The sequence below is a fragment of the Amycolatopsis melonis genome (genome assembly GCF_040064235.1).
Lineage (GTDB): Bacteria > Actinomycetota > Actinomycetes > Mycobacteriales > Pseudonocardiaceae > Amycolatopsis > Amycolatopsis melonis.
In genome coordinates this window covers 468,523-481,242 of the sequence record NZ_JBDZYD010000003.1, presented here as the reverse complement: position 1 = coordinate 481,242, position 12,720 = coordinate 468,523, and the positions used below count along the sequence as shown (strand labels likewise).

Here is a 12,720-nt window from a genome sequence, read left to right as displayed (position 1 = left end):
CCTCGTTCAAGTAGTTGAATTCGAATCGGTCTTCTGTTTGTTCCTGACTCGGAGTGGTGCCTCGGCGAGGAACTTCTCGAGGAGCGGAACGAGTTCGTCCACAGAACTCCGCTCGACCGCACCGTCATCGGGACCGTCCGGAAGTTGATTCGGCTGAACCGCGGCAACCTCGGCCGACTCGGCGATCCAATTGCGGAGTGCGTCGCTGTCGGCCTGCTTCTCCGGCGCAAGGACTTCGAACATCAACGTGCTGCCTGCCACGTTCAGTGCTCGGTACAGCGCGTTGACGCGATCCGAGATATTGGTGGCCTTCTCGTCGATCAGTTTTTGGATCACACGGATCATCGCCGCCGCGGTCGGACGATGATCGACCAAGCCGGACCGCATGATGCTGTTCACGATGTCCTGGTACGCGAAGACGGTTTCCACCGGCCTGTAGTCGGCGCCGTCTCGGAACAGCTCCGCGGCCCACCACAGCCGGGCGAACGCCTGCAAGTCGTTCCGCCCGCTGAACCGGGAGGCCTGCGCTATCTCACTCCCCTTGTGCCGCCACACCACATAGTCCGGTGCGACGAGCAGGGCGATGTAGTTCCACAGCCCTCTTTCGGCAGCCTCCGCGCGAGTCATCCGCAATGTCGCGTGCAACCTGGGGGCAAGCCAGGCATCGACTTCGATCGGACGATCCTCGAAGCGCTCCATCGCGTCCTCGAGCAGTTCGCGTACAGGTTCTGTGCGCCATCGGGGCTCGTTTTCGGGAAGCGCGATGGCGGCCTTCCGGAGCGCCATTTGCGGCGGGTTTTCCTGTCCTGCCTGGATGCCGCGAGTGAGATACTTGGCCACGGCGGCGTTGGGCAAGAAGCCGAGGACCGCGGGGCAGTCCACCTTGGGTGCCGGACTCATCGGTCGTCGCTCCTCTCCGCGCGGTGGAAGGCTCGTACCGCACCGGTCAGCTTCTTGGTTGCCTGGCTGCGTTTGCCTGCCGCGTACTGGATGTTCGTCTGGAGTTCCGACCAGCCCGAGCCGCTCTTGCGTCGGTCGGCGATGTCGGCGAGCGCGTCGGTGATCTGCCTGCCGGGCATCACGTCCGGCAACATCATGCGGAGGACGGATTCGCGCCAGCCGCCGGGCAGGATCGGCATGCCTTCGTCGTCGACGTCGAGTTCGCCGATCGAGGCGTGGAACATCGCCGTCCATACTCCCTGGGCGATCTGGCTCGAGGTCAGGTCGCGGAGGGTCTTTTCCGCCGGTGAACCGCCTTTGCCGTCGAGGATGTCGGTCAGGCCTTCCACCGCCGTGGTGTTCAGGTATACGGTCGGCAGGTCGCCGCTGGTCTCCACGATCCACGACGAGTCCTTGAAGGGCCGCAGCCACTCTTCGGGCCCCTCGCGGAAGTCTCTCTGCTCGATCTTGACGACCTCCTCGCGGCGAGGCGTCAGTGCCTTGAGGTCGACGTACCAGTCCTTTTCCGAGGAGCCGATTATGCGTCCGGGGACGCCGTCGACCTCGGCGACCACCGTCAGGGCCAAGGTGGCTCGGGTGCGGTGGTGAACGTGAACCAAGTCGATCGTCCCCTGCCAGGTGCCGCCGGGGCCGCGGGTCAGCCGCGAAGTGCTGCGCGCGTTGGTGGCCGACTCCGTGAGGATCGCCAAGCACGAGACGTCGGACCACGGCCCTTCGTCGATTTCGGGTGCGGGCAATGTCGCCTTGATCCGTAACCGAGCGGAGTCCCACTCGTCGCGTCCCGAGCTGTGGAGCGCCACCACTCTCTCGGTCTTGGAAATCCGGGCGTACGGGAGGTCTCTGCCGTCGACATCCACGGAGGCGATCTCGAAGTCGACGACTCCGAAAAGGGTTGGGTAAGGGAAGACCGATTTCAAGCCGCACCTCCGCGGGGCTTCTGGATGTCGACGAAGAGCTTGGCGAGCGTGCCCGAAACGGGATGACTCGAAGGGTCGGTGACGCCGGAGAACGTTGCCGAGCGCACGCCGGGCTCGACCAGGATGGTCCCGTTCTCCTCGCGGCAGTTTTCGGTCGCAACGAGTTTGCTCCACGCGACCGCGAGTCCGCCGCCGGATCGGGTACCGAACTTCGCGATCGGCCTGAGCAACCACGGGTCCTCGGCAGCGGGGAGTTTCAAGTCGACCCAGACGTTCCACGCTCCGACACTGTCGACATGTCCCTTGATGTTGCGTACGGTCGGGACGCTCTGTGCTCCACGGGTTCCGGTGGAGAACCCGTCGAGTTTGAGCAACTCCCTCAACGCCGCGGGTCCCTCGCTCGAACCGGTGATCCGATTGCCGACAAGGCGTCGGATCGCGCCATCGACCTCGCTGCGAAACTCACTGAGTCGGCGGAGCGCGCCCCTGGCGTAGACGGACGTCAGCTCCTCGGTGGCCCCCCACCGGTTGTGTTCCGGTGGTTCGGAAGCCCGTAGGAACTCTTCGGCCAGGTCGACATCGTCGTCGTTTCGCTCGGTGGCGCCGCCGGCGAGCAGTACCGCGTGGAATCGGGTTGCACCCAGTGGAAGGTCGCGCAGGCGTCGCTTGACGATCGTCATCCGCATGCCTCGCATGCAGATGACCTGGTTCGCCTCGTCGTCTCCTTCGTCGGCAGGGGTCACGAGCAGCACGGCGTCGTGATCAGTGCTTTTCTTCCGGGCGCCCGTTCCCCCGCGGCGGGGCGGGACCACGAGCCGAACGTTGGCGCGAGCCACCTGGTTGCTCGACGTCAGTTCGTCGACCGTTTCGTCGTTCAGGTACGCCTGAAAAGCACGAGTCAACGCGGCATGGGAAGTACGCGGATCGACACGCTCCTCTTCGATGAAGACCCGGCTGTTTCGCAGGGTGACAACACTGGCTTCCAGGACCGGGCCTGCCTTCTTGCCGCCGACCATCGCCGCCCAGAAACCGTCGGCCAGTGACTTGACGAGCTTTTCGTGCATTTCCTGCAGGGACTCGGCATCTCCGGAAGCGTCGTGGGCACCGACGATGAGAAACGAGGTGCCTGGTTCGTTCGTGGAACGCTCCAGGTGAAGTGCGGCTACGGTCTCCGGATCGGCCCACCATGATCGGGTCACCTTCTCGGGGCTGAGCTCCCTGTCGGGTTGGCCGAACCAGCCGGGCCCTGCGTACGCCTTTCCGTCGACCTCGCGCCATGGCAGGTCGAGCCTTCCGATGACGCGTCGTTCGGTGCGCCCCTCGTGCGGCTCGGACAACGTCGAGTTCATCAGGACCAGGCTGAACCGGCTCGTCGCCCAGAGCACGACCTTGCCGATCCCGTAAGACCCACCCGCCCGCTTCTCCGACTCCTTGTGGCTGTCGAGCTGGCGTCGGACCACGGCGGCAAACCGCCCGTCGTCGTACTCGTCGCCGGTGAGGCCGGAGGCGTTGTAATCGTCGATCCGCAGGAGGACGAGCGTCTTGTTTTCGTCGAGATCGGCGAGGGCGGCCTGAAGGCTGCGCGAGACCTTCTGGTGTGCGGCGGCGGCCTGGTCGTAGTGCTTGCGGAGATCGGACCACTGAATCGCTTCGAGGAAGGCGGCGAGAGGCTCGCCGCTCAGTTCTTCCAAGGTGTAGCGGACGCGGACCGGTCGGTCCTTGTCGTGTTGCTCGTCGAGAGAGTTCTGGGTTGCTTCGCGCGTGAGAACCGAGAGGTCCGACTTGAACGCGAAGGCTGCCGCGTTCCCGTACTCGCGACCGCCGTCGATGTGCGCCGGCCGGTGCTGCCACGTGAGCCGCGTCTTCGGCGCCACATCGGTGCGGTTGTAGATCGACGCGGGGTCGGTGCCCAGGATCTCGGCGATCTTGCGCTGCGTGTCCGGGCGGGGTTCGGCACGGTTGTTGATCCAAGCGGAGACCGCGGCGCGGGTGATCGGGATCTTCTCCGCGAGTTGCGCCTGGCTCATGTCGGCCTGTCGGAGCTGGCGTGCCAACCAGGAACCGAACAGCTCCCCCTGCTGTGGGCTCATCTCGGTGCCCCTTTCGTGACTGTGTCCGGCGACAGTAACAGACCGACCGGCAGTCACGCTATATGCTGAATTTTGACACGAGGCATCATGTCAAAATTCCCTGTATGGCGGCAGTGCCGCCTACCTGGTCCGGCGGCTGTCCACGGCAGCTCGGACCCGCTCGGCGGCGACGTCGACCGCTTCGTGTTCCCACACTCGGACGGGCAGCCAGCCTGCTTCGGCGAGTCGAGAATCCGTGTCGATGTCGCGCTGCCGGTTGCCTTCGATCTTCGTGCGCCAGAACTCGGCGTTGTTCCTCGGCCAGGTCGCGTGCTCGGGACATCCGTGCCAGAAGCAGCCGTCCACGAAGACGGCAACCTTGGCACCGACGAAGACGATGTCTGCTTCCCGGCGCACAGCCGGCACCGGGCGGCGGTGCACGCGATAGCGCAGCCCGGCCGCGTGCAGAGCCTTGCGCAGGGCGACCTCGACCTGTGTGTCCCGCGACTTCTGGCGGCTCATGCGGGCGCGGGTTGCGGTCGTCGTGTCCAGTGGCTTCATGCCGACATTCTGTCGGCCTACCGCGTGATCGTCGCTTCTCGCGTCGACGTTGGGGGACGCCCGGTCAATTGCCGCGGCGTGAGGTTCAACCCTCGATGACGCGGCCTTCGATGACGGTGGGCTGCGTCTTCGGCTCGCTCACCACCTCGCTGTCCACCACCATCACCGGCCCTCGCCGTTGGTTGGCGAACCGCACGGCGCGCTTCTCCATGCGGCGCAGCCACAGCCGGCGAGCCACCGCGCGGGAGGGTGGGAGGATCAGCAGCAGGCCGAGGATGTCGCTGACGAAGCCCGGGACCAGGATCAGCACCCCACCGAGCCCGACCAGCATGCCGTCGGTCAGTTCCTTCTCCGAAGGACGTCCCGCGCGGGCAGATTCCACGAACGCCCGCATCGCCTTGCCGCCTTCGCGGCGGGCGAGCCAGGACCCGAGGAAGGCGCCGGCCAGCAGGATTGCCAGCGTGCCGAGCACGCCGACGGCCGAGCCCACCGCCCAGATTGCGGCGATCTCGGCGAAGACGTAGAGCAGGAACGCGACAGCCATACCCGGACAACGAACGAGCTGTCCGATTTGCTCCCGGCCCGCTCTGATCAGCGCAGCAGGGTCTCGATCATCGAGCGGAGGCCCGCCGCCAGCCGGTCGGTTTCGCCTGTTCGCAGCAGGTGCAGCATCAGGTCGCTGTGCAGCGAGCCCAGCAGCAAGTGTGCGATCAGGTCCGCGTCGAACGACGGTGCCGCCGCCTGCAGCAAACCCGTCACGTGCGCGTGCCACGACACGTAGATCGGGCTGCTCAGCCGGTCCGTCGATGCCTGCTCGAACGCCGCCATCACCTTCACGTTGCGGGACGCCAGCTCGATCACCGCGTCGAAGAACGCCGCCAGGCGCTCGGCCGGGGGGGCGCCCGGGCCCAGCGGGGGCGGGCCCGACTCCACCGCGTCCGACAGCTCCTGGACCCGCGACTCCACCAGTGCGCGCATCAGGCCCTCGCGGTTGCCGAAGCGGTGGAACACCGTTCCCTTGCCGACGCCGGCCGCCGCCGCGACGCGGTCCATCGAGACCTGGGACAAGTCGTGTGTCGACAGCAGTTCCTCCGTGGCGCGCAGGATCGCCCGGCGGTTGCGGGCCGCGTCGGCGCGCTCCATGGATCACTCCCTCGACAAGTTGACTGCTGGTCCATATAGTAGGGCGGCGTAAGTTGACCGATGGTCCAGTTTGGGGGATGCAATGCGTGCAGTCGTGCAGTACGGGACGGGCGGCCCGGAGGTGCTCAAGGTCGAGGACCGGCCGAAGCCGGAACGCGGGGACGGCGAAGTGCTGATCCGCGTCGAAGCGATCGCCGTGCCCTTCTACGAAACCCAGCTGCGGTCCGGTCTCCTCGGGGCCGCCGGTGAGCCCGCGATTTTCGGGCACGAGGCCGCGGGGACCATCGTCGAGGCGGACGATCCGGCGCTGACCGGCCGCCGGGTCGTGACCATGTCCTTCACCGGCGGTGCCTACGCCGAGTTCGTCGTCGCGAGCCAGTTCACGCTCGTTCCCGGCACCGTCTCCGCCGAGCAGGCCGTCGCCGCGGCCGTTCCGGCCTCGGTGGCGCTCGCGTTGATGGACGCCGCAGACGTCAAAGCCGGCGAAACCGTGCTGGTCGAAGCCGCATCAGGGGCCATCGGCGGCTACCTGGCCCGGCTGGCGGGTCGAAAGGGTGCCCGGGTCATCACCACCGCCGGCAAGGGAAAGGCCGACATCGACCACAACGACCCCGACTGGCGGAAGCACGTCCCCGAAGGCCTCGACGTCGTCTTCGAGTCGATCGGCGGACCCCGCGCCGCCGAGATAGCCGTCAAACTCGCCCCACGCGGCCGCATCCTGGCTTACGGCCTGCTCAGCGGCGAGTTCCCGGTCTTCTCCGTCGCCGACCTCGCGCCGCGAGGCCTCACCCTGATCGGCTTCGGCGGCATGGACGCCTACGCGAAAGACGTCGCAGCCGCCCGAGACGAGGCACTGGACCTCGTCGCGGACGGCACCCTGACCCCGGTGATCGACCGGATCTACCCCCTCGCCGACGCGGCCGCCGCGCACGCGCACGTCGAGAGCCGTGAAGGCGTCGGCAAGGTTCTGCTGGTTCCTTAGGAATCCCGTCGCCCGTCCGGGTGACGCGTTGAGCTGCTTGGAACCACTGACTCGCTCCGTCGTCTGATAGCTTGATCTGTTGACGGAGGGTGTGCGGGCACTCACGGAGCTTCGGGGAGGAAGTTCTGCATGTCCGATTTCGCACGAGAGGTGACGGGCGCGGCCGGCTATCGGGTGCCGGTGGCCGATCCGTCGTTCAAGGGCATCCACGCCAGGGAGATGCAGCTGCTTCAGGCGCGGTTGGACCAGGCTGCCGCAAGCAGTGGTTCCGGCGGCGGGTTCAAACTGGACGTGGAGCAGATGCGAGCCCTGCTGCCGCAGTGGCAAGAGCTACGGGACACCCTCGACTGGCTTCGCCAGCGTGCCACGGACCTCGGCTATGTCGTTCCGCCGGCGGCGGACGAGTCGAGTACCACGCATAACCGAGCCGCGTTGACCCATGCCGAGTTGTACGCACGCAGTATCGAGGATCAGTACAACTACGCGGCAGCCTATGTGGATTCACTGACCAAAGCGATCGCGAAGTACCAGCACAGCGACAGCTCGGCGGGGGATGTATTCACCATCATGGAGACTGGTCTTTGATGCGAGCGAAGACGGCAGTGGTCGTCAGCCTGGCTCTCTTACTGGCGGGCTGCTCGGTCGACGTGGCGGGTAAGCCCTCGCCGGTGCCCAGTTCGGAGCCGTCCGAAGGTGACACTGCCGTCGTACCGAAAGTCTCACAGCCACTGGACGTCTCACGGTTCGAAAAGGAGCCGTGCGCTGCATTCACCTCGGACCAGCTTGCCGGCTTCGGGATTACGAGGCAGCCCAGGCCGATGCCTGAAGATGCTCTCGGCCCGAGCTGCATGTGGAACGGACTCGACGAGGGTGGTGTGACTCTGGGTGCACGGCTGCTGAAGAGCGGGAGTTTGTCCGGTCTCTACAAGAAACATGAACAAGGCGGTCTTCCCTATTTTCAGCCGGTTGCCGACATTTCGGGGTATCCGGGTGTGCTGACCGACTTGCTGGACGCGCAGCCTCAGGGCAAGTGTTCAGCTGAAGTTGCGGTGAGTAATGATCGGCTTTACAGCGTCCAGGTCACGATTTCTCGGAACTCCAAGGACTACGCGAATCCGTGCCCGGTGGCGCAGAAGGCTGCCGAGCTGGCCGTCTCGACCATGAAGGGGACAAGCTAACCGCAGAACTCCGGCAACGCGCTGTCCACCAGCTCGATGTCCTTCAGCGAATCCACCTCGACCTCCTGTCGCACCGTCCCGGACCGGACCGTCAGGAACAGGCGCCACGGGATTCGGGTGGCCGGGGTTGCCGGTGGGCAGCTCACGCGGAACCGGACCACGAACTTGATCTTGTGGCCTGCCGGCGCGGTGACCGGCAGGGGGATCAGCTTCGGCGGGGTCAGCCAGTAGTACTCGGTCAGCCAGCCGAGGGGCAGCTGCCCGGCCTCCTTGACGCTCAGCCCGGGCGGCACCTCCGCCCGCACCGACTCGATCACGACGTCGGTGTCTTCCTCGTTCTCCAGCACCTGCGCGAACTGCAGCCCGGCCTCGCCGGTGCTCGAATGGCTCTCGGTCTGGCCGTCCAGTGGCTGCCAGCCCGGTTCACCCGGGCCCGGCTCCCGCGCCAGCACGACCACCGCCGCCACGGTTGCCGCGATGACGAGGGCGGTCACCAGCAGCCGCCGCCGCGTCCAGAAGCGTGGGCGCGGCGGCGGTAGCTCCACCGGTGGTGCCGGCTCGAACTCCGCGAAGTCCCCCATGATCGGACCTTAGCCGGGCGACCGCCCGTCTGTGGCGGAAACGGCTCAGGTCGGGACCTCGTCCAGGTACGCCTGGGCCTGCAGGGTGAACAGCTCGGCGTACCCGGCCTTCGCCGCCATCAGCTCCTCGTGCGTTCCGTACTCCGCGACCTTCCCGTGCTCCAGCAGCAGGATCCGCTCCGCCTGCCGCACCGTCGAGAACCGGTGCGAGATGTACAGCGTCGTCCGGCCCTCGGACAACGACCGCAGCCGCGAGAACAGATCGTGCTCGGCTTGGGCGTCCAGGGCGGACGTCGGTTCGTCGAGGATCAGGATCGGCGCCTCGCGCTGGAACGCCCGCGCCAAAGCGATCTTCTGCCACTCCCCGCCGGACAGGCTCACGCCCTGGTCGAACCAGCGGCCGAGCGGGCTGTCGTAACCCTGGGGCAGCCGCTCGATGCGCTCGTCCGCGCCCGCCCTGCGGGCCGACTCCTCGATGTGCGGGCGGTCCTCCAGGCGGGTCAGGTCGCCGAGGCCGATGTTCTCCGCCGCCGTTCCCTGGTACGTCACGTAGTCCTGGAACATCGCGCTGATCCTGGTGCGCAGCTCGACCGGGTCGTACTCGCGGATGTCGACGCCGTCGAGCAGGATGCGGCCGCCCGTCGGGTCGTACAGCCGGCAGAGCAGCTTGAACAGCGTCGACTTGCCCGCGCCGTTGCGGCCCACCACCGCCACCGTCTCGCCAGGGCGGATCTCGAAACTCACGTTGTCCAGTGCCGGCTCCTCCGCGCCCGGGTAGCTGAACGTCACCGAGTCGAACTCGATGTGTCCCTCCACTGTGGACGGCAGCGGCCGGGGCGCCGCGGGCGGCGTGATCTCCGGTTTCGTGTCCAGGAAGCGGTACAGCGTGTCCAGGTACAGGTTGTTCTCGTACATCCCCGAAAACGCCGTGAACAGCCCGGACACCGACGCCTGCACCGACGTCGCCGCCGCCGTGTACAGCGCCAGGTCGCCGAGGGTCAGCCTGCCGCCGACCGCCTCCAGCGCGATGTACAACGCGATCGCCGAACCCGCGAACGTGCTCAGCAGCCCCCAGGCCGTCGAGCTGATGTTGCGGTTGACCGTCAGCTTCCGCTGCCGCTCGTACGACACCGCGCCGAGCCTGCGGAACCGGTCGACGAAGTACGGGCCGAGCCCGAACAGCTTCGTCTCCTTGGCATACGTGTCCGTCGTGACCAAAGAGGACAGATAGTCCATCCGGCGCTTGATCGGCGACATCAGGAACGTCAGCCAGAACGCGCGCGAGCCGTACTTGGACTGCGAGATGAACGCCGGGATCGGCGCCACCAGCGCGACCAGCGCCAGCACCGGGCTGATCGCCACGAGCAGCGCGATCATGCTGCCGAACGTGATGAGCGTCCGCACGAGCCCCAGCGCGGACGTCATCATCGACAGCGGCCGCGTCGGTGCCTCCTGCGCCGCCTGGCGCAGCATGTCGTAGGACGCCGAACCCTCGAAGTACGCCAGGTGCAGCTCGCTCGCGTGCGCCATCACCTGGTGGCGGATGGTCAGCGTCATGCGTTCCTGCAGCAGCGACTGCGCGATCGACGTCAGCGCGCTGCTGATCGCGGTCGCGGCCAGGACGCCGAACTGGAACAGCGCCACGTCGACGATGTCGCCCGTCGTACCGCGGTGCTGGATCGCCGCGACGACGGAGTCGAGCAGCAGCTTCGCGACGTACGCGGTCACGGTCGGCAGGAGGCCCGACAGCAGCGTGATCAGCGCCAGCATGATCGTCAGGGCCGGGCTGGCCTGCCACGTCAGCCTGGCCACCTTCGGCAGGCCGCGGACGGTGCCCGCCACCGACGTCTTCGCGCGCTTCAGCCGCGATCGCAGGTCCTTCGGCTGGTCTTCCGGCTTCGGATCCGGAATGTCGACCGGCCCGGTCAGCCCGCTTTCGGGCACCGACACGGCGTGCCGCCGCCGTCCGCGCCTGCTCAGCGCGAATTCGAGGCCGCCCCCACCGCCCGGGATCACTTGGCCTCCACGGCGCCGTGCAGGAAGACGTCGACCACCTGGCGCGTGGTGGGCGCGTCGCCGTCCGCCGCCAGCCCGCGGCCGCCGAAGAGCAGGGCCAGGAACAGCGACGCGAGCTGCTCGGGCGGCAGCCGCAGCCGGTCCTTCTCGGGCGTGAACAGCTCGACCATCGCCCCGCGCATGGCGGCCATCGACTCGCGCCGCCCGCCCTTCCAGGAGGCGCGGCGGTCCTTGAGCCGCTGCTCGGGGTCGCGCAGCTTGTGCCGTCCGGACGCGTGCAGCGCGCCCATCAGCGCCCCCATCCGCTCCAGGTGCGCGCCGAGTGCCTCGGCCGCCTCGACGAGCCGGTCCTCGAGCGGCTGGTCCAGGGGGATTTCGGCGATCGCGTCGAGCACGTGGTCCGGCCGCAGCGCTTCGGCGGTGCAGGCGTCGAACAGCTCGTCCTTGTCCTTGAAGGCGCGGAAGATGGTGCCCTCGCCGATGCCGGCCGCGCGGGCGATCTGGGCGGTCGTCACGTTCGCGCCGTGCTCCATCAGCAGCGGCAGCACCGCGTGGACGATCATCGCGCGCCGCGCCTCGACGCTCATGCCCGGCGCTCTTCGCCGGGTTTCGGATGCTGGTGTCATGCCCTCCAGTGTGCGGAGTGAGTGCTCACTCCGTCAAACGGGTATAGGTTGGCGCCATGGGCGTGCTCTGGGCGATGGCTTTCCCGATCCTGGTCGTGCTGCTGTTCCTGCTGGCCGTCTTCGAGGTCTGGGGCCGCCGGTTCCTGCCGTGGCACCGCCGCGGCGACGGCTCGCGCATGGCGTCCGGGATCGCGACCGAGGAGGTCGAGGCGATCCTCGGCGGCACCAAGCACCACGAGCTGGAACAGCGCCAGGTCCAGCTGATGCTGGTCGACGACGAAGCCGACGGCGCCCCGCCCCGCACCAGCGTCGACCTCGACGCCGGGAAGATCGTCTTCCGCAAGCGGTGAGGGCCGCTCGAAAGCGGCCCTCACCTGCGGAAACTCAGTACGTCATGGCCATGGCCGGGTCGGCGAGCAGTGCGCCGACGTCGGCCAGGAACTCCGAGCCCTGCTGGCCGTCGACCACTCGGTGGTCGAAGCTCAGCGACAGCTGGAGCACCTTGCGGACCTTGATCTCGCCGTCCACCACCCACGGCTGGTCCTTGATCGCGCCGAGGCACAGGATCGCGGACTCGCCAGGGTTGATGATCGGCGTTCCCGTGTCGACGCCGAACACGCCCACGTTGGTGATCGTGATCGTGCCGTTCAGCATGCCCGCCGGCGGGGTCTTGCCTTCGCGGGCCGTCTCGGTGAGCTGCGTCAGTGCCTGGGCCAGCTCCTTCAGCGACATCGAGTCGGCGTCACGGACCTTGGGCACGATCAGGCCGCGCGGCGTCGCCGCCGCGATCCCGAGGTGCACGTAGTCCTTGTAGACGATCTCCTGCGCTTCCTCGTCCCACACCGCGTTGACGTCCGGAGTGCGCTTCGCCGCCAGGCACACGGCCTTCGCCGCGAACGCCAGCGGCGTGATCTTGACCCCGGCGAACTCCCGCGACTGCTTCAGCTTCTCGCGGAACTCCATCATCGGCGTGACGTCGATGGTCAGGAACTCCGTGACGTGCGGAGCGGTGTACGCGCTCTGCACCATCGCGGCCGCGGTCGCCTTGCGGACGCCCTTGATCGGGACGCGCCGTTCGCGCGCTCCACTGTCCACAACGGACTTGACGACCGGGGTGCCGTTGGCGGCACGCTCGACGTCCTCACGGGTGATGACGCCGCCGTCCGCGCTCCCGGTCAGGGAGTGCAGGTCGACGCCGAGATCCTTCGCGAGCTTCCGCACCGGCGGCTTCGCCAGCGGGACGTACCCACCGCGAGGAGCAGCCGGAGCAGGCGCCGGAGGAGCGGCAGCGGCCGGAGCGGGTTCCGAGCCCTTGCGGGCACGCCGCTGCGTGACGACGGTCTTGGAGCCGTACCCGACCAGCGGCTTCATCTCCTCTTCCTCGGCCGGAGCCGGAGAAGCGGGAGCAGGAGCCGCGGCACCGTCCGGGTCGACGTCGATGGTGAGGATCGGCGTGCCGACCTCCACCGTCTGCCCCGGCTCGACGTGCAGTTCCGTGACGACCCCGGCCCACGGGATCGGCAGCTCGACGGCGGCCTTCGCGGTCTCGATCTCGACCACGATCTGGTTCACCGTCACGGTGTCGCCCGGCTTCACGTGCCAGGTCAGGATGTCGGCTTCGGTCAGCCCCTCCGCCGTGTCGGCCAAGGGGAACTGTTTGTACGTGGGCATTGCGCGGAAATCCCCC

Annotated in this window: 14 protein-coding genes; 4 read left to right on the top strand and 10 right to left on the bottom strand. The window is 67.5% G+C overall.

The features are described from left to right. Nucleotides 1–6: 6 nt before the first annotated feature. From ABJI51_RS10250 to ABJI51_RS10225, 6 genes are all read right to left on the bottom strand, one after another. The gene (locus ABJI51_RS10250) at nt 7–900 is read right to left on the bottom strand and encodes a DUF6339 family protein (protein ID WP_348949512.1); all 894 of its coding nucleotides are present in this window, start codon (nt 898–900) and stop codon (nt 7–9) included. After that, on the bottom strand, nt 897–1,877 hold the full coding sequence (locus tag ABJI51_RS10245; protein ID WP_348949510.1) for a hypothetical protein: 981 nt from the start codon (nt 1,875–1,877) through the stop codon (nt 897–899). The genes ABJI51_RS10250 and ABJI51_RS10245 overlap by 4 nt, the downstream gene beginning before the upstream one ends. After that, complete coding sequence (locus ABJI51_RS10240; protein WP_348949508.1) at nt 1,874–3,967, bottom strand: helix-turn-helix transcriptional regulator; 2,094 nt, start codon at nt 3,965–3,967, stop codon at nt 1,874–1,876. Before ABJI51_RS10240 ends, ABJI51_RS10245 begins: the two co-directional genes overlap by 4 nt. A gap of 120 nt (nt 3,968–4,087) precedes the next feature. Then, nucleotides 4,088–4,507 (bottom strand): very short patch repair endonuclease, encoded by a 420-nt coding sequence (locus ABJI51_RS10235; protein ID WP_348949507.1) that lies wholly within the window; start codon nt 4,505–4,507, stop codon nt 4,088–4,090. Between the two features lie 85 nt (nt 4,508–4,592). After that, nucleotides 4,593–5,051 (bottom strand): FxsA family protein, encoded by a 459-nt coding sequence (locus ABJI51_RS10230; RefSeq protein WP_348949505.1) that lies wholly within the window; start codon nt 5,049–5,051, stop codon nt 4,593–4,595. A gap of 47 nt (nt 5,052–5,098) precedes the next feature. Further along, entirely contained in the window at nt 5,099–5,650 is a 552-nt protein-coding gene (locus ABJI51_RS10225; RefSeq protein ID WP_348949503.1) for a TetR/AcrR family transcriptional regulator, read from the bottom strand. An 82-nt stretch (nt 5,651–5,732) separates the two neighbouring features. Between ABJI51_RS10225 and ABJI51_RS10220 the strand changes: the two genes are divergently transcribed. The 3 genes from ABJI51_RS10220 (at nt 5,733) to ABJI51_RS10210 (ending at nt 7,810) form a co-directional block, all read left to right on the top strand. Next, a complete protein-coding gene (locus ABJI51_RS10220) occupies nt 5,733–6,632 on the top strand; it encodes a quinone oxidoreductase family protein (protein ID WP_348949501.1) in 900 nt (299 codons plus the stop codon). A 129-nt stretch (nt 6,633–6,761) separates the two neighbouring features. Continuing rightward, entirely contained in the window at nt 6,762–7,217 is a 456-nt protein-coding gene (locus ABJI51_RS10215) for a hypothetical protein (protein WP_348949500.1), read from the top strand. Continuing rightward, on the top strand, nt 7,217–7,810 hold the full coding sequence (locus ABJI51_RS10210) for a DUF3558 domain-containing protein (protein WP_348949498.1): 594 nt from the start codon (nt 7,217–7,219) through the stop codon (nt 7,808–7,810). Before ABJI51_RS10215 ends, ABJI51_RS10210 begins: the two co-directional genes overlap by 1 nt. Here ABJI51_RS10210 and ABJI51_RS10205 read toward each other — a convergent pair. The 3 genes from ABJI51_RS10205 to ABJI51_RS10195 all read right to left on the bottom strand — a co-directional run bounded on the left by ABJI51_RS10205 (nt 7,807) and on the right by ABJI51_RS10195 (nt 10,994). Continuing rightward, nucleotides 7,807–8,391 carry a hypothetical protein gene (locus ABJI51_RS10205; RefSeq protein ID WP_348949496.1) on the bottom strand — a complete coding sequence of 195 codons (585 nt, stop codon included), beginning with the start codon at nt 8,389–8,391 and terminating at the stop codon, nt 7,807–7,809. The genes ABJI51_RS10210 and ABJI51_RS10205 overlap by 4 nt on opposite strands. 45 nt (nt 8,392–8,436) lie before the next feature. Continuing rightward, nucleotides 8,437–10,335, bottom strand: a complete 1,899-nt coding sequence (locus ABJI51_RS10200; protein WP_348949810.1) for an ABC transporter ATP-binding protein — start codon at nt 10,333–10,335, stop codon at nt 8,437–8,439. Nucleotides 10,336–10,403: 68 nt separating this feature from the next. Continuing rightward, the gene (locus ABJI51_RS10195) at nt 10,404–10,994 is read right to left on the bottom strand and encodes a TetR/AcrR family transcriptional regulator (RefSeq protein WP_348949808.1); all 591 of its coding nucleotides are present in this window, start codon (nt 10,992–10,994) and stop codon (nt 10,404–10,406) included. Between the two features lie 95 nt (nt 10,995–11,089). On the opposite strand from ABJI51_RS10195, the gene ABJI51_RS10190 reads away from it, so the two are divergent. Next, nucleotides 11,090–11,383, top strand: a complete 294-nt coding sequence (locus tag ABJI51_RS10190) for a DUF6191 domain-containing protein (protein WP_348949494.1) — start codon at nt 11,090–11,092, stop codon at nt 11,381–11,383. A 34-nt stretch (nt 11,384–11,417) separates the two neighbouring features. On the opposite strand, the gene ABJI51_RS10185 is transcribed toward ABJI51_RS10190, so the two are convergent. After that, the gene (locus ABJI51_RS10185; RefSeq protein ID WP_348949493.1) at nt 11,418–12,704 is read right to left on the bottom strand and encodes a dihydrolipoamide acetyltransferase family protein; all 1,287 of its coding nucleotides are present in this window, start codon (nt 12,702–12,704) and stop codon (nt 11,418–11,420) included. Nucleotides 12,705–12,720: the final 16 nt, after the last annotated feature.

What these genes read in the sequence shown, in the direction of transcription:
- ABJI51_RS10220 (WP_348949501.1), top strand. Translation starts at nt 5,733, where the DNA reads ATGCGTGCAGTCGTGCAGTACGGGACGGGCGGCCCGGAGGTGCTCAAG.
- ABJI51_RS10230 (WP_348949505.1), bottom strand. Translation starts at nt 5,051, where the DNA reads ATGGCTGTCGCGTTCCTGCTCTACGTCTTCGCCGAGATCGCCGCAATC.
- ABJI51_RS10235 (WP_348949507.1), bottom strand. Translation starts at nt 4,507, where the DNA reads ATGAAGCCACTGGACACGACGACCGCAACCCGCGCCCGCATGAGCCGC.
- ABJI51_RS10185 (WP_348949493.1), bottom strand. Translation starts at nt 12,704, where the DNA reads ATGCCCACGTACAAACAGTTCCCCTTGGCCGACACGGCGGAGGGGCTG.
- ABJI51_RS10250 (WP_348949512.1), bottom strand. Translation starts at nt 900, where the DNA reads ATGAGTCCGGCACCCAAGGTGGACTGCCCCGCGGTCCTCGGCTTCTTG.
- ABJI51_RS10215 (WP_348949500.1), top strand. Translation starts at nt 6,762, where the DNA reads ATGTCCGATTTCGCACGAGAGGTGACGGGCGCGGCCGGCTATCGGGTG.
- ABJI51_RS10240 (WP_348949508.1), bottom strand. Translation starts at nt 3,967, where the DNA reads ATGAGCCCACAGCAGGGGGAGCTGTTCGGTTCCTGGTTGGCACGCCAG.
- ABJI51_RS10190 (WP_348949494.1), top strand. Translation starts at nt 11,090, where the DNA reads ATGGGCGTGCTCTGGGCGATGGCTTTCCCGATCCTGGTCGTGCTGCTG.
- ABJI51_RS10225 (WP_348949503.1), bottom strand. Translation starts at nt 5,650, where the DNA reads ATGGAGCGCGCCGACGCGGCCCGCAACCGCCGGGCGATCCTGCGCGCC.
- ABJI51_RS10195 (WP_348949808.1), bottom strand. Translation starts at nt 10,994, where the DNA reads ATGAGCGTCGAGGCGCGGCGCGCGATGATCGTCCACGCGGTGCTGCCG.
- ABJI51_RS10205 (WP_348949496.1), bottom strand. Translation starts at nt 8,391, where the DNA reads ATGGGGGACTTCGCGGAGTTCGAGCCGGCACCACCGGTGGAGCTACCG.
- ABJI51_RS10210 (WP_348949498.1), top strand. Translation starts at nt 7,217, where the DNA reads ATGCGAGCGAAGACGGCAGTGGTCGTCAGCCTGGCTCTCTTACTGGCG.